Below are 24,375 nucleotides of genomic sequence, written 5' to 3'. Positions count from 1 at the left end.
CTCTGAGGGGATTTCGCTTACACAAGCCAGAGAAAACACAGGGCCGCAAGCGGCCCTAATAAAGTTTCGAATCACCTCAAACCATGATGTAACTCCACTGTTACTTAAAGCTTAAAGTGGCCAACCAGCGATCCCATCTCTTGTCCAGCCTCCGCTAGACGTGAGCTGATTGCTTGCGAGCTGTTTAGGTTATCGTTCAATTGCGTGACGATGTGTTGAATCGCGACTAGATTTTGATTGATCTCTTCGGCTACTGCGCTTTGTTGCTCAGCCGCCGAAGCAGTTTGGATACCCATGTCATGAATTAAATGAACCGCTTGCGAGATCCCCGCTAAGCTCTCTTTAATTTGGACGGATTCTAACGCCGTTTTTTCGCCACGCTCTTGGCTAAGACTCATGCTGCTTACGGCTTTATTCACGCCTTGATGTAACGCGTTAAGCATGTCACCAATTTCTTTGGTGCTGTTTTGGGTACGACTTGCTAACGATCGCACCTCATCCGCCACTACGGCAAAGCCGCGCCCTTGCTCACCAGCACGCGCAGCCTCAATCGCGGCGTTAAGTGCCAACAGGTTGGTCTGATCGGCGATATCGCCAATCACTTTCAAAACTTGCGTAATTTTTGCGGCTTGTTGGCTAAGGTGAACGATCGCCTCCGATGTCTGGTTAACCTCATTGACCAATTCACCAATCCCGTCAATCGCTAGATTGACTTCAGTTTGTGCTGAAACAATTTGTACGTTGGCTGATTCAATGGCTTGGGCAGTCGCTTGAGTATTGCCTGCCACTTCACGAGCTGTTGCACTCATCTCCGTTACAGCCGCCACCACTTTCTCGGTTTCTAGGCAATGATGGCTCATTTTCTGGCTAGCCGCAGATGTTTGCTTATCCAGATCCTGCGCTGCTTGTTCAACGGAAATAGCCGAACAACGGAGTTGTTCGATCATCGGATGCAGCTTATCCATAAAGGCATTAAACGCTTTCGCCACATCGCCAATCTCATCTTGGCTTTCGACTTTGAGGCGAGCACTGAGATCACCACCGCCTGCCGCCACATCTTGTAATGAGCTGACGACATGTTGTAGTGGAGCGATGCCACGCGAGACCACAAATCCAACAGCAACAATCGTAATCAGCAATCCAAATAAAGACATGCTGATGGCATACACCGTCTGATCATACAGTTCCGCTTCTCGTTCTTGGCGTTTGGCTTGTACTTGCTGATCAACATCATCAATATAGATGCCGGTACCCAGTACCCAATCCCATTTCGGCAGGTATTCGGCATAACCGAGTTTAGGGGCTTGTGCATTAATCGTCGGTTTGTGCCACGAAAAATACAGGAAACCATCCCCTGATTTTGAGGCATCAATCAGACCAGCAATCACCGCGACGCCATTTTCATCTTTCATACCGTAGAGGTTTTTTCCCTCCAACTCTGGTTTGATCGCATGTAATGTGTTTACCCCTTTTGAATCATAAGCAAAGAAGTAACCATCACTGTCAAAACGCATTGCTTTAAGAATTTGCTTGGCCTGTTCTTGGTTTTCACCGGCTTTATCACTCTCATAGAGAGGCTTAACTGCCGTGACCCCCATCATTAAGTAGGCTTTGAGTTCATTTTTCTTAGCCTGAATCAACGTATCACGATACTGATTCAGTTCTTGTTGCAGGCTTTCATGGCCACTGCGGTAATACACCAAAGTGACTAGGGTGGTAATAATGATTAAAGGTATAACAGTTAAAAGTAGTAATTTGGTACGGCTACGTAGAGAAGACAGCATAAGATTCCCTTTATATTATTGTTAGTGTTGTGAATAACTTATCTCATATCCATGGTCTATTGTCTGTGAAATGACCGATGCTTTGCAGCTCGACCAGTAGCGCAATGCACAGCGGCGGTTGTGACTCCAACTTTTAACTTGAGCTGTGCTAACATAGCGCGCAGATTTTTTGAGGGTTCCCAAATGCAAACATTGGCAGGCAAAAAGATTCTGCTCGGTATCAGCGGTGGTATCGCGGCATACAAGTGTGCAGAATTGACTCGTCGATTGGTGGAGCGCGGTGCGACCGTGCAAGTGGTCATGACCCACGCCGCCAAAGAATTCATCACCCCACTAACCATGCAAGCCGTCTCTGGACGTCCAGTGTCGGATAGCTTGCTTGATCCTGCGGCAGAAGCTTCGATGGGGCATATCGAGCTCGCTAAATGGGCCGATTTGGTGTTGCTGGCACCAGCGACTGCCGATCTCATCGCGCGCATGGCCGCAGGCATGGGCAATGATTTGCTGACCACACTGATTCTGGCTACTAACGCCCCAGTCGCGATTGCGCCGGCTATGAATCAGCAGATGTATCGCAATATCGCCACCCAAGAAAATCTACAAACGCTCGCCCGCCGAGGTTACACCCTTTGGGGACCGGCGGCGGGCGAACAAGCCTGTGGTGATGTCGGCCCCGGTCGTATGTTGGAACCAATGGAATTAGTGGCGCGCTGCGAAAGCTTCTTCGCCCCGAAAATTCTGCTCGGCAAACGTGTGCTGATCACCGCAGGTCCCACTCGTGAAGCGCTCGACCCAGTACGCTACATCACCAACCACAGCTCAGGTAAAATGGGCTTTGCGCTCGCCAAAGCCGCCGCGCAGCTCGGCGCTGACGTCACGCTGGTCAGCGGGCCGGTGCATCTGCCAACGCCAGTGGGCGTCAATCGCATTGATGTGCAAAGTGGATTAGAAATGCACAGCGCAGTGATGAAAGAGGCAACCTCACACCAGATCTTTATCGCGTGCGCCGCGGTAGCCGACTACCGCCCACAAACCGTAGCCGAGCAGAAGATCAAAAAGAGCCGTGATAACGACACATTGACCATTGAGATGGTGAAAAATCCCGATATCGTGGCGTCTGTTGCGGCTCTGACTGAGAATCGACCGTTTACCGTTGGCTTTGCGGCAGAAACACAAGATGTCGAGACGTATGCGCGTGGCAAACTGGTGCGTAAAAATCTGGATATGATTTGTGCCAATGACGTTTCCGTGGCAGGGCAAGGTTTCAACAGTAATGACAACGCCTTAAGTGTGTTCTGGAAAAATGGGCAACAAAGCTTGCCTTTAACCAGTAAAGAAACACTCGCCACTGCGGTAATGCAATTAATTAATGACCAAATGTAGGTGCTATTTTCGCCACCTACTTCAACCATTTCTATCAACACGCTTCGAACAACCTCTGAGCTTAGTTAAACTTGAAGGGTTTCATCTCCGTCGCAGACTTTCTGGCTGCGACGGCGTATTTTTTGTTCATCAGCAGTGATAACCAAAAGGAAAGACGGGGCATGGCCGGCAATAAGAAAATCAACCGACGCGAAGAAATCCTGCAAGCTCTGGCAGAAATGCTGGAATCCAATGAAGGGGCTTCGCGCATTACTACCGCAAAACTGGCCAAACAGGTTGGCGTTTCAGAAGCTGCGCTCTATCGCCACTTCCCAAGCAAAGCTCGTATGTTTGAAGGGCTGATTGAGTTTATTGAAGAGTCGCTGATGTCGCGCATCAACCGCATCTTTGATGAAGAAAAAGACACGCTCAATCGCATTCGTTTGGTCATGCAGCTCTTGCTCGCTTTTGCTGAACGTAACCCAGGCTTGACACGCATTCTCTCCGGACATGCTTTAATGTTTGAGAATGAACGCTTGCGCGATCGTATCAACCAGTTGTTTGAACGGATTGAAACCTCTTTGCGCCAAATTCTGCGCGAACGTAAAATCCGCGAAGGAAAATCTTTCCCGGTCGATGAAAACATTCTTGCCGCGCAATTGCTCGGTCAGGTGGAAGGCAGTTTGAACCGCTTCGTGCGTTCTGATTTCAAATATCTGCCCACCGCCAATTTTGATGAATACTGGGCACTGCTGAGTGCGCAGATTAAGTGAGTACAATGATTCAAGAAAAATACAGCAAACCTGAATTCTCTTTCGCTTTATTACACCCTAAATATTGGGGAGTTTGGTTGGGTTTTGGCCTACTCGCCCTGCTGGTTAATTTGCTGCCTTATTCCGTATTACTAAAAATCGGCCGTGGTTTAGGCCAATTTTCGATGCGCTTTGGTAAGAAGCGCGTTCACATCGCCAAACGCAATCTGGAACTCGCTTTCCCAACCATGAGTCAAAGCGAGATCGACGCTTTTGTACTGGAGAACTTTAAAAACACCGGTATGGCGCTGATTGAAACTGGCATCACTTGGTTCTGGCCAACTTGGCGCTTCAAGCGCATTGTGATTGATAAAGATACCCAAGCAATGCGCCAACACATCCAGGCGGGCAAAGGCGTATTACTTTGCTGCGTACATGCACTCAATCTGGAAATCACCGCGCGTGCTTTTGGCGTACTGGGCATCGGTGGCTACGGCGTTTACCGCCCACACGACAATATTGCGTATAATTTTATTCAGTATTGGGGGCGCTCTCATAACGGAAATCAACTGGTCGACCGTAAAGACCTAAAGAAAATGATCCGAGTGATACGTAATGGTGAAAGACTTTTTTATTTACCCGATCATGATTACGGTCCCAATAAATCTGTGTTTGTGCCCTTTTTCTCAGTAGAGCAGGCATGTACGACGACAGGAACCAGTATCCTTGCTTATAGCTGCAAATGCCCTATCGTGATCGGCTCTGGGTTTCGTAATAGCAAAGGTCGCTATGAGATCATGGCTGATAAATCTATTGAAGCAGACTACCCACAAAAAGATGAAACCGCTGCCGCTGCATACATGAATAAATTTGTCGAAGAGATTATACTGCGCGCCCCCGAGCAGTGGATGTGGCTACACAAACGTTTCAAAACGATGCCAGATTCAACAATGAACCATTCACGATATCAGTAACGAGGAATTTGTGAGCGATCAAGATAACGGCATTGTACGCCATCTGCATAACCCACAATTTGAGTGGCATTTTTTGCACCCAAAACATTGGGGAACATGGGTTGGCATTGCTTTCGCGGCACTGCTAGCCTTTATTCCTTGGCGATTGCGCGATCGATTAGCCACTTCACTCTCTAAGCTGATCATAACCAAAAATAACCGTGTCGTGCGACATGCCCGTGCCAATCTCGCCCACTGTTTCCCACAGAAGAATGACGTTGAGCGTGAAAAAATCTTGTATGGCACGTTTGCCACCGCAGCACAATTTATGTTGGGTTATTCGGAACTATTGGTGCGTTCAACTAAGCACAATACTGCTCGTGGCGAATTGATCGGTGAAGAAAACTTGCTGCCTCTGCTCAATAAAGGTGAACGCGTTATTCTGTTAGTCCCACACTCTTGGGCGATCGATTATGCTGCCGTCATGCTGGCCGCTCGTGGCTATAAAGTCGCGAACATCATGAAGCCACAGCGCAACCCGATTGCCGATTGGCTGATGCACATCCAACGTATGCAGTATGGTGGCCGTATTTTTACTCGCGAATCTGGCATTAAACCTTTCTTGCGTTCGATTCAATCTGGTTATGTTGGCTACTGGGTACCAGATGAAGATCACGGCCCACAAAACTCCGTGTTTGTACCGTTTTTTGCTACCGAAAAAGCCACGCTCAAAGGGTTTGGCAAAATGGCTAAGCTGTGTAAAGCACACGTGGTGCCTTTAATGTCATGCTACAACAGTGACTCAGGACGTTATGAAGTGCATATTTTGCCTGCGCTGCAAAATTTTCCGACAGGAGATGAAGAAGCCGATGCACAGGCGATGAATCAAGCGATAGAAGCACTTGTCACCCCCCACCCAGAACAATATATGTGGAATTTACGACTGCTCAAAACACAACGCGATGGCAGTGATATTTATAGTAAATATCACTAATACGAGCCAAACCAAGTACAAAAAACAGCCCCAATTGGGGCTGTTTTTCGTTTTCTATTTGCGCGTTAATCTTTGGCTTAAATGCCGTATTGCGCGCGGTACGCTTTGACCGCTTCTAAATGCTCGGCATTACCGCCTTGCTGTTCAAGATAGGTGATGAGATCGGTCAAACTCACAATCGAAATCACCGCACAGCCGAAATCGCGCTCTACTTCTTGAATCGCAGACAGCTCACCCTTGCCTTTCTCTTGGCGATCGATCGCGACCAGCACGCCAGCTAAATCAGCCTTGTTGGCTTGGATAAGCTCCATCGATTCACGAATCGCCGTACCGGCGGTGATCACATCATCCACCAGCATAATGCGGCCCTCTAACTTGCTGCCCACCAGATTACCGCCTTCGCCGTGATTTTTGGCTTCTTTGCGATTAAAGCAATAAGGCGTATCCACATCGTGGTGATCCGCCAGCGCTACCGCCGTAGTAGTCGCAATCGGAATTCCTTTGTAAGCAGGGCCAAACAGCACATCAAACTCAATACCAGAATCGACTAACGCTGCCGCATAAAAACGACCCAAGCGCGCTAAATCACGGCCAGTATTAAACAGACCAGCGTTAAAGAAATAAGGACTTTTACGGCCTGATTTCAAAGTAAATTCGCCAAACTTCAGCACCTGTTTTTCTAGGGCAAACTCAATAAATTCACGCTGGTACGCTTTCATCACATCTTCTCTAATTTACGATTTAAGAACAATTCATCTTCTAATATATTGGCGAGAGAACAAATCAACACGCCTATGCAAAAAGATGATGGCAAAAAAATAGCCCCCAATTGGGAGCTACTTGATCAATCTAATAACGATGCCTTCTGCACCGCGACAATATCCGCAATGCCTTTTTTGGCCACGGCCAACAATTCCAGCAACTGCTCATGACTGAACGGCTCACCTTCCGCGGTACCTTGAATTTCAATCATCTTGCCTTCTTCGGTCATGACCACGTTCATATCCGTATCAGCGGCAGAATCTTCAACGTATTCCAGATCGCACAGCACATCTTCACCTAAGATACCAACCGAAACCGCAGCCACATGGCCTTTCATCGGGTTCTTCTTCAGTTGGCCTTTAGCCATCAAATGAGCAAAAGCATCGGCCAGTGCGACACTTGCACCGGTAATCGAAGCGGTACGTGTACCACCATCGGCTTGAATCACATCACAATCGACCGTGATCATGATTTCGCTCATCGCTTCCAGATCTACCACTGCACGTAGGCTGCGCGCGATCAGACGCTGAATTTCCATGGTACGGCCGCCTTGCTTACCATTGGTCGCTTCACGGCGGGTGCGTGAATGGGTTGCGCGTGGCAACATGCCGTATTCCGCGGTCACCCAGCCTTTACCTTGGCCTTTTAACCAACGTGGCACACCTTCTTCAATGCTGGCATTACACAACACTTTGGTGTTGCCAAATTCCACCAATACCGAGCCTTCTGCGTACGCAGTGTAGTGACGGGTGATTTTGATGGGGCGAACTTGGTCCGCAGCGCGGTTATCTGGACGCATAGGGTCTCGACCTTTTCGTGGCTGTATCAATTCAGTTGGGGCGGGATTATAGCCCAAAGCCCCTACAGGCGCTAGGTTAACGAATTCAGCACGGTAGCGCCGTTCTACCTGCTTTGCTACTATTAGCGCCAGTCACAAAGAGATGAAAGCAAAGGACATCCTGATGATTTACAGCATGACTGCGTACGCACGCAAAGAAGTCAAAGGCGATTGGGGCAGCGCCGTGTGGGAAATTCGCTCGGTAAACCAACGTTATTTAGAAACGTACTTCCGCCTGCCAGAGCAGTTCCGTGGTTTAGAACCACTGCTGCGCGAGCGTTTTCGTCAGCGCCTGTCACGCGGTAAGATCGAGTGTCATTTGCGCTTTGAAGCGAATCCAGCCGCACAAAGCCATCTCACCATCAATGAAGGGCTCGCCCAGCAAGTGATTAATGCGGCAAGCCAGATCATGCACATGACTGGTGAACTCAGCCGCATTAACCCATTCCAAGTGATGCAGTGGCCGGGCGTGATGGAAACGCCAGAGCAAGATATGGACGCCATCAACCAAGCGCTACTCAGTGCGTTTGATGAAGGCGTGGACGAATTTATCGCCGCGCGTGGTCGTGAAGGCGACAACATGAAAGCGCTGATTGAGCAACGTTTGGAAGCGATCAGCGCCGAAGTGGTCAAAGTGCGTGCGCGCATGCCGGAAATTCTGGAATGGCAACGCGAGCGTCTATTCAGCAAGTTTGAAGAAGCGAAAATCGAGCTCGATGCGAGCCGTGTAGAGCAAGAGCTTATCCTACTGGCGCAGAAATCCGATGTTGCTGAAGAGCTGGATCGCCTTGATTCTCATGTCAAAGAAGCGCGTGAAGTACTGAAAAAAGGTGGCTCATGTGGTCGTAAACTCGATTTCATGATGCAAGAGTTCAACCGTGAATCGAACACCCTAGCATCAAAATCCATCTCGACCGATATCACCGCCTCCGGCGTGGAGCTAAAAGTGCTTATCGAACAGATGCGAGAGCAGATCCAAAATATCGAATAATCCTTAAAGCCTCGTTGATTCGAGGCTTTTATCTAATGTCCTTTACCTCTTATTGATTGGAAACCCATGGAACGATTTATCGAAAAACTTCTTTACTCTGCACGTTGGATTATGGCGCCGATTTATCTTGGCTTAAGCCTGCTGCTGCTCGCGCTAGGTATTAAATTCTTCCAAGAAATTTTCCACCTACTGCCAAACATTTTTACCATCAAAGAAGTCGATTTGATCCTAATTGCGCTCTCGTTGATTGATGTGTCACTGGTCGGCGGTTTGATTGTGATGGTGATGTTTTCGGGCTATGAAAACTTCGTGTCTAAGCTCGATATCGATGAGGGTGAGGATAAACTCGGCTGGCTAGGCAAGCTAGATACTAGCTCACTGAAAAACAAGGTTTCCGCTTCGATTGTGGCGATCTCTTCGATTCATCTGCTCAAAGTGTTTATGAATACGGAAAACATCGCCAGTGACAAAATCAAATGGTACTTGCTGCTGCACATTACTTTTGTGTTGTCGGCGTTTGCCATGGGTTATTTGGATAAGCTCACCAAGAAGTAATCTGATTACCAGAAAAAAAGCGCCCTCCTTAGGGCGCTTTTACTATCCCCCGCGAGATGAGGGGGATACCTACAGGGAACACCATCAGCTTAGATCAACGTCTTTACAGCCAAAGAAGTAGGTAGTGATAAAACCGATACCATAAGAGATAAGCAAACCACCGACAAACACCGCCATACCCGCAAAAATACCTTCGGCCGAAGTCATCAGGGGAATCGCCACCACACCGGATGGGCCAAACACGGTATTAAGGCCAACCGGCAACCCCAAATAAGAGATGAGACCGATAAAGAAGCCACCTGCCGCACCGCCAATACAGGCAGTGACAAAAGGTTTCACCCGCGGTAGCGTCACGCCATAAATCAGTGGCTCACCAATGCCGAGAATGCCCGGGATGATCGCCCCTTTAATTTGGGTGCGAATCGTGGTCTCTTTTTTGGCTCTCGCGTACAGCGCCAGTGAAGCACCTACTTGCCCAGCGCCTGCCATGGCAAGGATCGGGAACAGTGAGTTAAAGCCTTGCGCTTCCATCAGTGCGAAATAAACCGGCACAAAACCTTGGTGAATACCAAACACCACCGAGATTAAGAACAAACCAGCCAAGATAGCAGCACCGAGTGGGTTATCGTTGAGGTTTAAAAACAGCCATGACATGCCTTTAAACAGCTCACCGCCGATAGGCATGATGATGAGGAAAGTCACCGCGCCCATGATCAGCAAAGTCACCACCGAAGTCAGGATCATATCCAAATCATCCGGCATGTATTCACGCACTTTACGTTCCACTTGCGCGCCTAAAATTGCCGCCAGTAATACCCCGATGATGTTGCCACGCGGGTCAATTGCAAAGCCGAAGAACTCACTCATCCCCGAATAAATGCCTTTGGTTGCTTCTGGGTCATAACCAAGTACAAACAGCGAAGCCAGAATAGCTCCGTTCACGCCAGAGCCGCCAAATGCCTGCTGCGCGTTATAGCCAATCAAGATGCTGAGAAACGCAAACAGCCCTTTGCCAAACACTTTGAGGTAAGCCACCAGATCGAGCATAAACTCGCTCGGGGTTTGGCCAACCACGTAGATTTGCTCAAGCAGAGTCGCAATGCCCAGCAGCAAGCCTGCGGCAATAAATCCGGGGATCAGCGGGGTAAAAATGGTGGCAAACTTGCTCAAAAAGCGTTGTACCGCACTGGTTTGCTTGCTCTTCATCTGCTTTTTCTGCTGCGCGGCAATCGTGGAGAGATCCGCCTCGCTCACTGCAGCTGCCACGTTGTCGCCCGATTCAATCAAGGCATTCATCATATCCGCGGCCGTTTGTGCTTTACCGGGACCGAGGATGATCTGCAGTTGCGCGTCACTTTCAACCACACCCATCACTCCGGAAATTTTTTTCAATGCCGCATGATCAGCGAGCGCAGAATTATTCAGCGTTAAACGCAAGCGAGTCATGCAGTTGCCACATTTGGCGACGTTACCACTGCCGCCCACCAGAGACAGCACTTGTGCCATCATGGTTTGGGTTATTTTGGCCATCATCGGCTCCTTCTCTCTGCTGTTTATTCTTGGTTGAGCGCTGCGCGGATAAAGCCTTGGTGCTGCGCCAGTTTTTGTGCGGCTTGCTCTGCGCTAAAACCGCCCAAAATCATCAAAATGGCGGTCTTACAGTGGCGACCACACGCGGCCAATGCCGCTTCCGCTTGCTCAGCACTCACACCCGTCGCTTCCACCACAATATTGGTTTGTCGTTGGATGAGCTTGGCGTTGGTCGCTTCCACATCCACCATCAGGTTGCCAAACACTTTGCCACTTTTGATCATCGCGCCGGTAGTCAGCATATTGAGCACCAGTTTCTGCGCAGTGCCCGCTTTCATACGTGATGAGCCCGTAACCACTTCCGCACCGACTACCGGGGTAATCACAATATCCGCGCACGCCTCCATCGGGCAGCCCGGGTTACACGCTAGTGACACGACGGTGGCACCGACCGAGCGTGCGTACTCCATTCCCGCAATCACATACGGTGTACGGCCACTGGCCGCGATGCCAACCAGCACATCCTTTTCATTAAGGTTCAGGGACTTGAGATCGCTTTGGCCTAGCTCGCGGTTGTCTTCCGCATTTTCGACTGCTTTTAAAATCGCAGTGTGGCCACCGGCAATCAGACCAATCACTTGCTCAGGTTGACTGCCATAAGTCGGTGGACATTCACTTGCATCCAGAATCCCTAAACGACCAGACGTGCCTGCGCCCATATAAATCAAGCGTCCACCTTGAGCAAAAGCAGCGGTAATCGCTTCCACCGCTTGCGCGACTTGTGGCAAGGTTTGCGCGACCGCCAAGGCGACCAACTGATCTTGTTGGTTGATCACTTGCAGCATGTCCAACGTGGACAAGGTATCAATCTGTTCACTGGCTGGATTACGGCTTTCGGTCACTAAGCGGGTTAAATCAATCTTCATAAGGCTTCTCGGCAAATTTCGAATTGAGGCGATTCTATGGAATAAAATATTCCATTTTGGTGATAAGAATCACAATTAAGGTTATTCTTTAAGCAGGCGTTTTTTGGAATAATCGTGAAAAGCATCGAGAAAAACAAACGTTCAACCATGAAGCTATTGATTGAGAAAGAGTGAAGCGTGGCAGGCATTATTCCTACAATGGAATAATTTATTCATAAGGAGTGTAAAAAATGTCCGTACTACAACGCATCGTCAGCCGTCGCACCCAACTTTCCGAGAGTGGCCGCCAGATTGGTGATTGGGTTCTCGCCAATGCGGCGCAGGCGGCAGCGATGACCAGCCAAGATTTGGCCGCGTGGGCCAATGTGAGCCAATCGAGCATAGTCAAATTTACCCAACGGCTTGGTTTTAAAGGCTACAGCGAATTTAAACTCGCCCTCACCGAAGAGCTGGGACGTAAACAAGTCATGGTCAACCAGCCTTTACACAGCAACATCTTGGCCGATGACCCCGTCGCCGTAATTGCCCAAAAACTGGTGCAAACCAAAACCGAAGCGATGTTTCACACGACCAATGCCCTGCGTTTGGATGAGTTTAGTGAGGCGATCAGCTGGATTCAGCAAGCGGTGCGGGTACAGATCATCGGGATTGGTGGCTCAGCGCTGGTCGCCAAAGATCTCGCATTTAAGCTGCTCAAGCTCGGCATTACCGCGCTCACGGAGCAAGATAGCCATGTGCAGATCGCGACCGCTCGCACCTTACATAGCCAAGATGTGCTGATTGCAATTTCATTTTCCGGAGAAAAGCGCGAAATTCTGATTGCAGCGGAAGCGGCCAAACAGCAAGGCGCGAAAGTGATTGCCCTAACTACACCGAACAAAAATCGCTTACGTGAGATAGCCGATCTGGCACTGGATACGATTGCCGATGAAACGCAGTACCGCAGCTCTGCGATTGCTTCGCGTACCGCGCAAAACGTGCTGACCGACCTGATTTTTCTCACCCTCACTCAGCAGCGTGAAACGTCCGCGCGGCAGTTGCTCGATGACATTTCTTCCGACATTCGCCAGATGCGTTGAGAGGCGAGCGCCTCTCAACTGAGGGGTTAGCGTGCACGCTGACTGAGTAACAGCAGCAGGAAATAGCTGCCACCAATGATTGCCACTAGCGTGCCTGCGGCAATTTGCGCGGGGAATAACAAGGCTTGCCCCAACCAGTCTGCCCACAACATCAAAGTGCCGCCCACCAAGGCGGCAAGCAGAAGTTGAGATGACGCACGCTGCGCCCCGAGCATCATCGCCATGTGAGGCGCAATCAAACCGACAAAGCTGACGGGCCCCATGGTCGCGGTCACCAAAGCGCACAACAGCGCGACCAAGATCAGCAAAACTAAGCTGGCGCGACTTGCACTCAAGCCGCGAGCAGTAGCAAAACCACGCCCAATCGAGATCAAGGTAAGCCAACGGGACAAGCCAAGCGCCAACAGTGTTAACCCCACCACACCCACGCTGAGCAGCAAAGCTTGCTCGCCCGTGACACGATAAGTTGAGCCCGATAGCCACAGCAAAATCTGATAGCTGTCGCCCGTTCCTTTAGCCAAGGTAAATTGCACTAAAGCTTCCAACAGTGCGGTGATGGCAATCCCAGTCAAAATCAGGCTAGCAGGCGCGTAATGATGGCGACGTCCAAGCAGCAACAGCACCACCAATACCGCAGCGCTGCCAAGCAGCGCCGTCATCCAGTGGGTGCTCTGCAAACTTTGCCCTAAAAACAAGCTAGCAAACACCAAGGCAAACGTAGCCCCCGAAGAGACGCCCAAAATATCAGGGCTGGCTAACGGGTTATAAATCAGCCGTTGCAGTAACGTTCCCGCGATCGCCAATCCCACCCCAGCAAACAGCGCGGTGAGCATACGCGGCCAACGAAGCGGCCATTGAAACTCACTCGGCAGCGCCCAGCTTGCACTTTCCATCTGCCAACCAATATGTAAACCCAGAGCCAAAAATAAAGCCGCTGCAATGAGCATCACCGCCCATCGAGAAGGCGAACGGCGATGTGGAGACAAGGAGATAGAGAGCGAATCCTGCGCTTGGAGCTGGCGACGACTAAACCAGATCAGCGCCGGAGCACCAATCACGGCGGCGGTAATGCCGCTAGGCACAACTTCCTCCGCCCACACGCTCAGACCCATGGCGAGCATGTCAGTGGCAAGCAGCAACAACGCGCCAAGCAGTGCGCTGCTGTACAACTCCATTTTTGGGGTGCGCGCCCCTAGTGAACGGGTAATATTCGGCGTTAATAAACCGATAAAACCGATCACCCCAACCGCAGTAATCGATGCGGATACCAACCAAATCCCACCCGCCATCAGAAACAAGAAAGCAGGCAATACCGCTAAACCACGCGCCGCCGCCCCTTCATGGCCGAGCCGAAGCAAAGTCAGCACTCGCGGTGCAAACAGCAGTAACGGGAACACCAAAGCCAAACGCGGCAGCAACCAAGTGAGCCACTCCCAGCCGTTTTGCGCTAAATCACCGGCGCCCCACATAAATACATTCTGGGCGAACTCTTCGTTCAGCAGTACCAAGGCCGTGGCAATCGAACCTAACAAAATGTTCACTACCATGCCGGAAACCACTAGCGGTAATCCGGTGAGATTGCGTAGCCCCGCAATCGAGATTATCAGTGCGAAAGCGAGCAGCGCTCCGGCCATCGCAGCCAATGCGCTGTAATCGGCCACCCAATCACTGAACCAGATATTGACGATAATCAGCCCCAACCAAGCACCGGATGAGGTTCCCAACGTCAGCGGTGAGGTGAGTCGGTTTTGGGTCAACTGCTGCATCAAGCTGCCCACCAACCCAAGCACCGCGCCCACCACTATGGCCATCACCGCACGGGGTAGCTGCGCGTAGATAAAATTCACCTGCGCGAAACTTTGCGCGGCTTGATTACCGAGCACCAGTTGCCACTGCTCATTGAGGGTTAAACTGTGCCCCCACTGCACACTCACCAGCGCCAACAGCAGAGTCAGCGCCCCCAAACCAGTTAAACGCAGCACACTCATGATTGTGGTGCCACCGCCAGCAAGCTTTCGGTGATCGCTTCTGCGCTATAACGCAGCGACATCGCCCCGCCATAGCTCCACACGGAACGCACGGAATTGACACGCCCCGCCTGCACAAACGGCATCGCTCGCCACAGCACAGATTTTTGCACTTTTTTCTCTTCCGCAAACGGCAAGAAATAGAGCACATACCCTTGCTCAACGTGTTGCAACTCACTCAAGCGTTTTTGCACTATGCCCCACTCTTTCGGCGGCTGCGGCAGCGCTGACGATAAACCGAGCTGTTCTAGCACATATTGCGGCGTGGAGTTTTCGGTATACAAAAACACCGAGGTTGGGTTGGCAAAACGCAGCGTCACCACCGCAGGTAAAGTGTCACCAAAGGCGTGCTGTAGCGAAGCTTTCAGCTCAGCAAAACGGGCATACATCGCCTCCAGTTTTTGCTGCGCCACCGCCTCTTTACCAAACAAGGTGGCTAAGGTTTTAAAGTGGCTAATCGCCACTTGGGCGGCGTTATCTTGCTCGGAAAAATTGGGTAGATACACCACTGGCGCGATGCGCCCTAAGGTGGCCAGCAAATCTTGTTGCGGCCCTGCGGCTAAAATGACATCCGGTTTAAGTGCGGCGATTTTCTCTAAATTCGGCTCAGTACGAGTGCCAATATCTTGCACCGAACTTGGCACCTCGGGTTGCACAACCCACTGCACGTAAGAACTCAATTCCGGCGCGCCAACGGGCTGAATGCCCAGTTCAAGCACTTGTTCAAGCAGATCCCAGTTCAGCACCACCACTCGCTGTGGAACCTCAGCAAAAGTGTGCGTCCCTTGGCTATCCGTCAGCACAATTTGTGCTTGCACGGGCAGTGCGAATAGACAAAGCGCGGCAAGCCAGACAAAAACGGCCTTTGGTCGGCCAATGTTCCGCAGACGAACATTCCATAGACTCATCAAGCACATACGATCGCAACCTTATTAGTAGAAGAGTGGGAAATGGGATTCGGGTGATCAATCAAACGGATCGGTGAGTGATACAGATCCGACAACCGCTGCTCATCGAGCAACAATTCAGCACCGCCTTCAAAGGCGATCTGCCCCTGCTTAAGCGCCACAATGTGGGTCGCGTAGCGCAGCGCCAAATTGAGATCATGCAAAATCACGATAATACCCACGCCTTGGGTTTGATTGAGCTCGGCCAGCAGCGCCATCAATTGATATTGGTGATGCACATCAAGCGCCGACGTCGGCTCATCCAAAATCAACACCGGAGATTGCTGCGCAAGCAGCATCGCCACCCAAGCGCGTTGACGCTCACCGCCGGAAAGCTCATCCGCCAAGTTATGCGCAAAACCACTCACACCCGTTTTTTCAAGTGCCGCATCGATAATCAGCTCATCTTCCTTGCGCCAACGACCCAAGGTGCCGCGCCACGGAAAGCGCCCTAAACGCACCAACTCACGCACGGTTAATCCAGCGCTGGTCGGCAATTTCTGCGGCAAAAAGGCCACGGCTTTGGCGAGGGTTTTACTCGGCAGTGATGAGAGTGATTGACCATTGAGGGTCACTTGACCATTATCGGGCGACTGTTGGCCCGACAGTAAACTGACTAAGGTGGATTTGCCGGAACCGTTGTGACCGAGCACGACTGTCAGCTCATGGGTCGGAATGGTCAAATGATCGATCGCCAAAATGGTGCGCCCACCGCGAACCATTTGAATATCAGCTAACTGAAACATTGATCCCCCTAATAATTGGCATTCAATAAAAACAACAAATCCCGCCAGAAGCGGGAGTTGTCTGGCAGCCAATCATCCAAGAATACGGATAATTGGCTACCCCAAACGGCAAGTTCACAACAATTGCCGATTACCAGCGATAGTTGGCACTGAGCACCGCGCTGCGTGATTGGCCGTAGTAACACCAGTAATCACACCCAGAAACGAACTCGCGATCAAACAGGTTGTTGATGTTGAGCTGCGCTTGCCAGTTTTCCGTGATTTCATAGCCCGCCATCAGATCCACCAAGGTTACACTCGGCACCGTACGATCGCTCGAACGCGGGTTATCTTTTGACTCCCCGACATAACGTACGCCGGAGCCAAACGTCCAACCTTGTAGGCCAAGCTGCGCCGCATCGTAATCCAGCCATGCTGACGCTTGATGTTTCGGGATCAAACCGGCTTGTTGTGTGCCCTTGTCACCCGTTTCATCGGTTTTGGCATCCGTGAAGGTGTAGCTGGCGGTCAGTTTGAGGCTATCGGTAACATACCCCACGCTTTCGACTTCAATGCCCTGTGCGGTCATTTCACCCGTTTGCGTCGCCACAAAAGTCGTTGGGTTGGTCACCAGCGCATTTTGTTGGGTGATATCAAACCAAGCCAGATTGATGTAACCATCATAAAACTCTGGCTGATACTTCACACCCACCTCGGTTTGTTCGCCTTTCAGTGGCTTATACAACTCACCCGTCGCGCTATCGATGGTGCTGAGCACATCAAACGATTGTGAATAGCTGAGGTAAGGTGATACACCATTGCTGGCCAGATACATCAAACCCGCATTGAATGAAAACTCCGCATCGCTGCGGCTTTTACGCTGCGCGTTCTTTTGGCTTTCGTTTTCAGTATCGACCCAATCCATACGGCCGCCAATCAAACCAATCCACTGCTGATCCAGCTTGATTTGGTACTGCGCGTACAGGCTCGCTTGCTCTTTGGTAATGGTGCGATCCGCTGCGGAAGATTCATCGATAGGCGTGTAATTGCCATAAATTGGGTTGAACGGATTGATGGTGCCAAAGCTGTAGTTATCTAACTCAACACCTTGAGTCTGGTGGCGTTGCAACTCTAAGCCCATCAACAGCGTGTTTTCAACACGGGCAGAATCCCACTTCGCCACCGCTTTGTTATCTAAGCTCAAGCTTTCGGTTGAACCATCACGGAACACAATGCCTTGCGTTAATGTGTCTTTACTTGGGTCATCATTCGAGAAAGCGTAGCTGCTGCGCAGATAGAGATCGTTATCGCCGTAATTGAAGGTCTGTGACAGCGCCCAGACATCATTAAGATCATGCTCGAACAAGTAACCCAATGATACCTGACGACGCTCATACTTGTCGTAATCCGGTTGCCCTAAGTTGGTGGAGGGATCGATATGACCAAAGTTGGAATCGATTAAGGTGCCCGCCGCAGGGAAAAATGGGTTAGTCGGTACACCGCTGTCTTCCAAAAAGCTCGCCAACAGGGTTAAACGGGTTTGCTCAGAAATATCGATGCTGAGACTGGGCGCAAGGTAGTTACGGCTGGTTTGCGTACCGTTCAACTGCCCATCATTCTCTTTCATCAACGCGACTAAACGGTAACGCACGGAACCGTCTTGATTCGCGTAATCGGAGATGTCTAAGGTTAAGGTGCGCAGCGCGTCATTGCCCACTTGTAGGCCAACCTCACCTTGTGGAATGTCGGTCGGTTTCTTCTGCACCGCATTGACCACCCCACCCGGAGGTGCCTCACCATACAAAATCGAAGCAGGGCCTTTCAGCACTTCAATACGCTCTAAAGCGTAAGGCTCGACCAACCACGTGTAGTAACCATCACGGAACAGGCGGCTGCCATCTTGGTAGGTTGCGGCATCAAAACCACGCACTTTGAGCCAATCAGTATCATTGTCCGCGCCATAAGGTTGAGCAGTCACGCCGGAGGTATAGCGCAGCGCTTCATCCAATTTTTGTGGTGCGCGAGCCACAATCTCTTCTTGAGTGACAATCGATAGCGCTTTTGGCGTTTCTTGAGCGGGGGTTTCCACTTTCAAGGCTGAAGCGGTCACCACTAAGGTTTCTAACTGCTGAGTTTCTTGATCGGTATTGGCCATTGCACTTGGTGCAGCAACCAAAACGACAGGGATGAAGTGCAAGCGAAGCGCACGACGAATGTATTGTCCGATCTGACTCGGGCGAATATTGTGCATAATAAAACCTCTGCTATAGATTTGAGAATCGTTTTTATTAGTATTAATTTTACGCAATTTTAGTGATAATTAGCTTAATTAAAAAGTAAAAATTGCGAATATTTCTCAATTACGTTCATTAAGGCACCTTGTTCATGTTCCAATGGTTTGAAAAACTGACCGAACCTTTCCCGGCTCAAGAGCCGCAAACACCGCCTAAATCTTTGGTTGCTTTCTGTCGTTACTACACGCAAGGCTTTGAAAAACCGCTGTTATTGATGTCGCTACTCAGCGCCTGCGTAGCGATGGCGGAAGTCACACTCGTGCGTTACATGGGGGAGATTGTTGATATTCTCAGCACTCAAGAGCGCCATCAGTTTTGGGAAATGCATGGCGAACGGCTGTGGACGATGGCGGCACTGGTACTGGTAGTGATGCCGATTCTGGCACTCGTGCACTCAATGTTGCTGCATCAAACCATTTTGGGTAACTACCCGATGTCGATCCGCTGGTCGACTCATCGCTATTTACTCAAACAAAGTATCGGCTTCTTCCAACGTGATTTTGCTGGGCGCGTTGCGACAAAAGTGATGCAAAATGCGAATAGCGTGCGCGAAACGGTGCTGAAATTGGTCGATCTGTCGGTCTATATCGCGGTGTATATGGTGTCGATGCTGGTGATGATTGCCGAGGCTGACAAAGTTTTGGTGGTGCCGATCCTCGTTTGGCTGCTCTTCTATATCGCGATTCAGGTCTACTTCGTACCCCGCCTAAAAACCATTTCGACCGATCAAGCCAACGCACAATCGCAAATGACCGGGCGGATTGTTGATACCTACACCAACATCACCACCGTAAAACTGTTCTCCCACTCTCAACGCGAAACCACCTACGCAAAATCGGGCATGCAGCAGTTTCTACACACGGTTTACCGCCAGATGCGTACCTTAACCTCGCTTCTCTACAGTGTGGATCTGATCAACTATCTGTTGCTGTTTAGCATTGCAGCCCTCTCGATCCAGTTATGGCTCGCGGAAACGGTCACCGTCGGGGTGATCGCAATTGGCATTACCATCGCGCTGCGCATGCAAGGCATGTCAAAGTGGATCATGTGGGAAATTCGCGCTCTGTTTGAAAGCGTTGGCACCGTGATTGACAGCATGAACACCATAGCGAACCCAGTGGAAATTGAGGATCGCCCACAAGCAAAATCGCTCCAAGTGAAATTTGGTGAGCTGAGCTTCTCGCAAGTTCGTTTTGGTTACAGCGCGCAAAAAACCGTGTTTGACGATCTCAACTTAGTGATTCAAGCCGGAGAGAAAGTCGGCATTGTCGGCCGCTCTGGCGCTGGCAAATCCACGTTAGTCAATCTACTGCTGCGTTTTTATGATGTGCAAAGCGGTCAGATTCGAATTGATGGGCAAGACATTAGCCATGTCAGCCAAGAGTCGTTGCGCCGCCATATCGGCATGATCACCCAAGATACTTCACTGCTGCACCGCTCGATCCGCGATAACATTTTGTACGGCGACCCGGATGCCGATCAAGCCGCTATCGAAGAAGCCGCTCGCCAAGCGCATGCTCATGATTTCATTCATGAGTTGCAAGATGAACAAGGCCGCACTGGGTATGATGTTCAAGTCGGTGAACGTGGCGTGAAACTGTCTGGCGGCCAACGTCAACGTATTGCGATCGCACGTGTGCTCCTGAAAAACGCGCCCATCTTAATCATGGACGAAGCAACTTCCGCACTCGATTCTGAAGTGGAATCGGCCATTCAAGAGAATCTGCACACTCTGATGGCAGGCAAAACCGTGATTGCGATTGCGCACCGTTTATCGACGATTGCCGCGATGGATCGGCTGATTGTGATGGATGAAGGGAAAATCGTAGAGCAAGGCACGCATCAAGAGCTACTGGCGCACAAAGGGATTTATGCCCAGTTATGGGCGCACCAGACCGGCGGTTTTATTGGCGAAGCCTAATTCTTGATAACAATGATAAAGCCCCGCAAGGGGCTTTTTACTGCGCCTCTTCGGCACAGTGCATGCGGTGAAACACGCGGTGAATAGCGGGGGCAAATAACGTAGCGAGGGAGACAAAAAACACCGTCTCAATGAATAAGCTATAAAAAGCCAAAAAGAGGTGTAAGGCCGCAGATTGGTGGAAATCCGCCACCGGATAAGGGAGCTCAAGGCCGCTCACCATCGAGAGTGCATTAAGCCAAGCTTGAGCAGCAGCCAGCTCTGCCAGCAACATAAAGCCAATCACCCCTGGCAGCAGACCAACGAGCAATACCAATAAAGCAATCAACGCATAGCGCAGGCAACGCCACACAAACCGTTCAAACGAGATGACTTCTTGATGAATCGACTCTAAACGCATTCGCCTCTCCTCCATTGGTCATAGGTGGATTATCCGTAAGTGCTAAGACCTATAGGCACTAAAAACCATAAGTGCTAAAACCCATAAGTGCATGAGTCTTAGCATAAGGGGCGAAAAATAAAAGGAAAGCACAGACTGCGCGCGATGGAACAACGCTCGACTTTACTGGCTTAGATGCGCTGCAAGAGCTTGGCAATAAACGCCAGCTCCTCATCGCCCTGACCTGCGGTTAGGCTTTCCAGCCACAATGATTGGCTGTAATGCTCGCCGCGCAGCAGTAAATGGCAGCCTTCAAAATCAATTAGCCAAGTGTGCAGATCCGCATCGCACTGCTTTTCCAACACCCGAGCGGAAAGTAAGTTCACCAAACGCAAAGCGGTTTCAGCAAAAGCCTCAAAATCGAAGTTTTCGGCGCGCACAATCAAGCGCCCTTCCGCGGCAAGATAGTCACCTAAACCAAACTCAGCCATGATAGGTCAAATGCTCCTGAATCAGATCCAAAAACGGGTCGGCGTATTTTTCCAGCTTGCGCTGCCCAACCCCATTCACCGCCAACATTTCGCCATAAGAGGTTGGCATGATCTCCGCCATATCAATCAAGGTGGCATCACTGAACACCACATACGGTGGTAACCCTTCGTCATCAGCGATCGATTTACGCAGCTTACGCAGTTTGGCAAACAGCTTTTTGTCGTAGTTTTTGCCCGACAATTTGTCGGATTTCGCCGCGCGCGCCGCGGTATCTAAACGCGGTACCGCCAGCTCAATATTCATTTCACCGCGCAGCAAAGGGCGCGCTTCTTCAGTCAGTTGCAACGTCGAGTTACGCGTGATGTTTTGGTAGAGCATGCCTTTGTGGATCAGTTGGCGGAAAATACTCACCCAGTAATCGTGGCTGTGATCGCGGCCGATGCCGTAGGTGGTGATTTTGTCGTGGCCATGCTCGCGAATACGGATGTTCTGCATCCCGCGCAGCACTTCCACCACATAGCCAATCCCGAAGTTTTGATTGACGCGATAGACACACGACAGCGCTTTGCGCGCCTCTTCCGTGGCATCAAAACGCTTGGGCGGGTCGAGGCAGATATCGCAGTTACCACATGGCTTATCGCGATATTCGCCAAAATAATTGAGCAACACTTGGCGGCGACAAGTTTGCGCTTCAGCAAACGCGCCCATGGCGGTGAGCTTGTGGCTTTCGACCTGTTTTTGCGCGCCATCGGGCTTTTCATCCAGCATGCGGCGCAGCCAGTTCATGTCGGCAGGGTCGTACAGCATCATGGCTTCAGCTGGCAGACCATCACGCCCTGCGCGGCCAGTTTCCTGATAGTAGGATTCAATGTTGCGTGGAATATCAAAATGCACCACAAAGCGCACGTTGGGTTTATTAATCCCCATGCCAAACGCCACGGTCGCCACCACAATTTGCAGGTCATCACGCTGAAACGCTTCTTGCACCCAAGCGCGCTCATCGGCGTCCATCCCCGCATGGTAACTGGCGGCGCGAATGTGGTTGCCACACAGTTTTTCAGTGAGCATTTCGACTTTTTTCCGGCTGCCACAATAGATGATGCCGCACTGCCCGCGCTGCGTTTCCAAATAGCGGATCACTTGCGAAACCGGCTTATGTTTTTCCACCAGCATGTAGCGAATATTCGGGCGATCAAAACTGCCCAGATACTGATGCGGCTCATTGAGCTGCAAACGCTGCATAATGTCGTGACGCGTTGCGTCATCCGCAGTCGCAGTCAGCGCCATCACAGGGATATTGGGAAAACGCTGCTTAAGCTGGCCTAACGAAGCGTACTCAGGGCGAAAATCGTGTCCCCATTGCGAAATACAGTGCGCTTCATCGACCGCAATCATAGCTAAAGGAAGATGGCTAAGACGCTCGATAAACTCGGCGGTCAATACCCGCTCTGGCGACACATACAACAGCTTGAGCTGCCCTGCGTGCATGCGGTTGTAAATCGCGATCAGCTCCTCGCGCGTCAACGTGGAATTCACGCACTCTGCCGCCACACCATTGGCTTTAAGCTGGTCAACCTGATCTTTCATCAGCGAAATCAGGGGAGAAATCACTAAGGTGACCCCTTCTAATACCAAAGCAGGGATCTGGTAACAGAGCGACTTACCACCACCAGTCGGCATAATGACCAAGCTATCACGCCCAGCCAGCGCCGCCTCAATCACCTCTTGCTGACCAACGCGAAATTGCTGATAACCAAACACCTCGTGCAATACACGTTCAGGAGTGGCAGGGAGAGCGGAAGATTCAGCCATTAAAGTCGCGGTCATATCGATAGAGTGCAAAGTAAGAGTCATGGGTCGCCAACAAGCTGGCTATTGTAGAGGGGTTACTCGGTGAATAAAACCGCAAAATACGTACAGGTTGTGATTCTCAGGTTATACTCCGATCCCTCCGCGGCCGACGCGGTCATAACGATAGCCAGAGAAATCATCCATGACGCCTGACCAACACAACGCTAAAAAAGGTATTCTGCTCGCCATCAGCGCTTACACCATGTGGGGTGTGGCACCGATTTACTTCAAAGCACTTGGCGCCGTATCCGCACCAGAAATCCTCAGTCACCGTGTTCTGTGGTCATTTGTATTACTTGCCATACTCATTCACCTTGGTCGCCGTTGGCGCAACGTGGTGGGAGTAGTGCAAACTCCGCGCAAATTTTGGCTGCTGTTGCTCACCGCCTTGCTCGTAGGGGGTAACTGGTTGATTTTTATCTGGTCTATCAACGCTAACCATATGCTGGATGCCAGTTTAGGCTACTACATTAATCCGCTACTCAACGTGCTGCTCGGCATGCTGTTTTTAGGGGAGCGCTTGCGCAAATTGCAGTGGTTTGCGGTCGCGCTTGCCGCCATTGGGGTGGGTATTCAGTTGGTGGTGTTTGGCTCAGTGCCAATTGTGGCGATTGCCCTTGCCACCAGCTTTGGCTTTTATGGTCTGCTGCGTAAAAAGATCCAAGTCGACGCTCAAACGGGCTTGTTCCTTGAAACCCTATTTATGCTGCCGGCTGCGGCGATTTATCTGTTTTGGTTTGCTGACAGTACCACCAGTAATCTGCTACTCAATGGTTGGCAACTTAACCTACTGCTGATCTCCGCAGGAGCCGTCACTACCTTGCCTCTGCTGTGCTTTACCGGCGCCGCAGCACACCTCAAACTGTCTACCTTAGGCTTTTTCCAATACATTGGCCCAAGTTTGATGTTTTTACTGGCAGTCCTGGTGTATGGCGAGGCTTTCACCAGCGATAAAGCCATTACCTTTGCTTTTATTTGGGGCGCACTCCTCATCTTCAGTTTTGATGGTTTAAAAGCAGGACATGCCGCACGGCGTACACGTTAGTTCACGCACCGAGGTAAGTAATCCCTTGCTTACCTCTCAATTCCATCTCCTCTAACTCGTTCAATCCTGAGACATTGCTGCATAAATCGGCGATTTAGCCAACAACCTGCTAGAACAACTCTTTAACCCACCGTTAACATGACATCTTCATAACAACGAAAATGGAGA

Annotated in this window: 22 protein-coding genes; 9 read left to right on the top strand and 13 right to left on the bottom strand. The window is 50.6% G+C overall.

The window, feature by feature from the left end:
- Positions 1–104: 104 nt before the first annotated feature.
- Positions 105–1,784: a methyl-accepting chemotaxis protein gene (locus MKA69_RS05070; protein ID WP_305847611.1), complete on the bottom strand. Its 1,680-nt coding sequence runs from the start codon at positions 1,782–1,784 to the stop codon at positions 105–107.
- Positions 1,785–1,967: 183 nt separating this feature from the next.
- Here MKA69_RS05070 and coaBC point away from each other — a divergent pair, with 183 nt between their 5' ends.
- Entirely contained in the window at positions 1,968–3,167 is a 1,200-nt protein-coding gene (gene coaBC, locus MKA69_RS05065) for a bifunctional phosphopantothenoylcysteine decarboxylase/phosphopantothenate--cysteine ligase CoaBC (protein WP_305847610.1), read from the top strand.
- Between the two features lie 65 nt (positions 3,168–3,232).
- Here coaBC and MKA69_RS05060 read toward each other — a convergent pair whose 3' ends face one another.
- A complete protein-coding gene (locus tag MKA69_RS05060) occupies positions 3,233–3,373 on the bottom strand; it encodes a lipid A biosynthesis lauroyl acyltransferase (protein ID WP_080551398.1) in 141 nt (46 codons plus the stop codon).
- Between MKA69_RS05060 and slmA the strand changes: the two genes are divergently transcribed.
- Genes slmA through lpxM form a run of 3 tightly spaced genes read left to right on the top strand, consistent with a single transcriptional unit; the run spans position 3,329 to position 5,845 of the window.
- Entirely contained in the window at positions 3,329–3,919 is a 591-nt protein-coding gene (gene slmA / locus MKA69_RS05055) for a nucleoid occlusion factor SlmA (protein ID WP_000918349.1), read from the top strand. The two genes, MKA69_RS05060 and slmA, sit on opposite strands and share 45 nt — an antisense overlap.
- Positions 3,920–3,924: 5 nt before the next feature.
- Positions 3,925–4,872, top strand: coding sequence for an LpxL/LpxP family Kdo(2)-lipid IV(A) lauroyl/palmitoleoyl acyltransferase (lpxL, locus tag MKA69_RS05050; protein ID WP_305847609.1), 948 nt, complete (start codon positions 3,925–3,927; stop codon positions 4,870–4,872).
- Between the two features lie 10 nt (positions 4,873–4,882).
- Positions 4,883–5,845 (top strand): lauroyl-Kdo(2)-lipid IV(A) myristoyltransferase, encoded by a 963-nt coding sequence (gene lpxM, locus MKA69_RS05045; protein WP_305847608.1) that lies wholly within the window; start codon positions 4,883–4,885, stop codon positions 5,843–5,845.
- Positions 5,846–5,922: 77 nt separating this feature from the next.
- Here lpxM and pyrE read toward each other — a convergent pair whose 3' ends face one another.
- Entirely contained in the window at positions 5,923–6,564 is a 642-nt protein-coding gene (pyrE, locus tag MKA69_RS05040; RefSeq protein ID WP_055033895.1) for an orotate phosphoribosyltransferase, read from the bottom strand.
- A 125-nt stretch (positions 6,565–6,689) separates the two neighbouring features.
- Positions 6,690–7,406, bottom strand: a complete 717-nt coding sequence (rph, locus tag MKA69_RS05035) for a ribonuclease PH (protein WP_071192486.1) — start codon at positions 7,404–7,406, stop codon at positions 6,690–6,692.
- Positions 7,407–7,569: 163 nt separating this feature from the next.
- On the opposite strand from rph, the gene MKA69_RS05030 reads away from it, so the two are divergent.
- The gene (locus MKA69_RS05030) at positions 7,570–8,436 is read left to right on the top strand and encodes a YicC/YloC family endoribonuclease (protein WP_055064641.1); all 867 of its coding nucleotides are present in this window, start codon (positions 7,570–7,572) and stop codon (positions 8,434–8,436) included.
- A gap of 66 nt (positions 8,437–8,502) precedes the next feature.
- Positions 8,503–8,991 carry a TIGR00645 family protein gene (locus MKA69_RS05025; protein ID WP_305847607.1) on the top strand — a complete coding sequence of 163 codons (489 nt, stop codon included), beginning with the start codon at positions 8,503–8,505 and terminating at the stop codon, positions 8,989–8,991.
- An 84-nt stretch (positions 8,992–9,075) separates the two neighbouring features.
- On the opposite strand, the gene murP is transcribed toward MKA69_RS05025, so the two are convergent.
- Together murP and murQ are read right to left on the bottom strand one after the other, a co-directional pair.
- Complete coding sequence (gene murP / locus MKA69_RS05020; RefSeq protein ID WP_305847606.1) at positions 9,076–10,521, bottom strand: PTS N-acetylmuramic acid transporter subunit IIBC; 1,446 nt, start codon at positions 10,519–10,521, stop codon at positions 9,076–9,078.
- Positions 10,522–10,544: 23 nt separating this feature from the next.
- Positions 10,545–11,447, bottom strand: coding sequence for an N-acetylmuramic acid 6-phosphate etherase (gene murQ, locus MKA69_RS05015; protein ID WP_032478912.1), 903 nt, complete (start codon positions 11,445–11,447; stop codon positions 10,545–10,547).
- A gap of 230 nt (positions 11,448–11,677) precedes the next feature.
- On the opposite strand from murQ, the gene MKA69_RS05010 reads away from it, so the two are divergent.
- Complete coding sequence (locus MKA69_RS05010; protein WP_305847605.1) at positions 11,678–12,526, top strand: MurR/RpiR family transcriptional regulator; 849 nt, start codon at positions 11,678–11,680, stop codon at positions 12,524–12,526.
- Positions 12,527–12,552: 26 nt separating this feature from the next.
- On the opposite strand, the gene fhuB is transcribed toward MKA69_RS05010, so the two are convergent.
- The 4 genes from fhuB to fhuA all read right to left on the bottom strand — a co-directional run bounded on the left by fhuB (position 12,553) and on the right by fhuA (position 18,476).
- Entirely contained in the window at positions 12,553–14,514 is a 1,962-nt protein-coding gene (fhuB, locus tag MKA69_RS05005) for a Fe(3+)-hydroxamate ABC transporter permease FhuB (RefSeq protein WP_305847604.1), read from the bottom strand.
- Positions 14,511–15,470, bottom strand: a complete 960-nt coding sequence (locus MKA69_RS05000; RefSeq protein WP_305847603.1) for an iron-siderophore ABC transporter substrate-binding protein — start codon at positions 15,468–15,470, stop codon at positions 14,511–14,513. The genes fhuB and MKA69_RS05000 overlap by 4 nt, the downstream gene beginning before the upstream one ends.
- Complete coding sequence (locus tag MKA69_RS04995; protein WP_114717290.1) at positions 15,461–16,246, bottom strand: ABC transporter ATP-binding protein; 786 nt, start codon at positions 16,244–16,246, stop codon at positions 15,461–15,463. The genes MKA69_RS05000 and MKA69_RS04995 overlap by 10 nt, the downstream gene beginning before the upstream one ends.
- 130 nt (positions 16,247–16,376) lie before the next feature.
- A complete protein-coding gene (gene fhuA, locus MKA69_RS04990; protein WP_305847602.1) occupies positions 16,377–18,476 on the bottom strand; it encodes a TonB-dependent siderophore receptor FhuA in 2,100 nt (699 codons plus the stop codon).
- 134 nt (positions 18,477–18,610) lie between these two features.
- Between fhuA and MKA69_RS04985 the strand changes: the two genes are divergently transcribed.
- The gene (locus MKA69_RS04985; RefSeq protein WP_305847601.1) at positions 18,611–20,440 is read left to right on the top strand and encodes an ABC transporter ATP-binding protein; all 1,830 of its coding nucleotides are present in this window, start codon (positions 18,611–18,613) and stop codon (positions 20,438–20,440) included.
- A 37-nt stretch (positions 20,441–20,477) separates the two neighbouring features.
- Here MKA69_RS04985 and MKA69_RS04980 read toward each other — a convergent pair whose 3' ends face one another.
- From MKA69_RS04980 to recQ, 3 genes are all read right to left on the bottom strand, one after another.
- A complete protein-coding gene (locus MKA69_RS04980) occupies positions 20,478–20,840 on the bottom strand; it encodes a hypothetical protein (protein WP_001235441.1) in 363 nt (120 codons plus the stop codon).
- Positions 20,841–21,010: 170 nt separating this feature from the next.
- Positions 21,011–21,310, bottom strand: coding sequence for a DUF3630 family protein (locus tag MKA69_RS04975; RefSeq protein WP_158120172.1), 300 nt, complete (start codon positions 21,308–21,310; stop codon positions 21,011–21,013).
- Positions 21,303–23,138: an ATP-dependent DNA helicase RecQ gene (recQ, locus tag MKA69_RS04970; RefSeq protein ID WP_305848225.1), complete on the bottom strand. Its 1,836-nt coding sequence runs from the start codon at positions 23,136–23,138 to the stop codon at positions 21,303–21,305. The genes MKA69_RS04975 and recQ overlap by 8 nt, the downstream gene beginning before the upstream one ends.
- A 166-nt stretch (positions 23,139–23,304) precedes the next feature.
- Here recQ and rarD point away from each other — a divergent pair, with 166 nt between their 5' ends.
- Positions 23,305–24,207 carry an EamA family transporter RarD gene (gene rarD, locus MKA69_RS04965; protein WP_305847600.1) on the top strand — a complete coding sequence of 301 codons (903 nt, stop codon included), beginning with the start codon at positions 23,305–23,307 and terminating at the stop codon, positions 24,205–24,207.
- Positions 24,208–24,375: the final 168 nt, after the last annotated feature.

Source organism: Vibrio sp. AH4, assembly GCF_030710545.1.
GTDB lineage: Bacteria > Pseudomonadota > Gammaproteobacteria > Enterobacterales > Vibrionaceae > Vibrio > Vibrio metoecus.
Note: the sequence above shows the minus strand (reverse complement) of the source record. Positions and strands in the feature narration are given on the sequence as shown.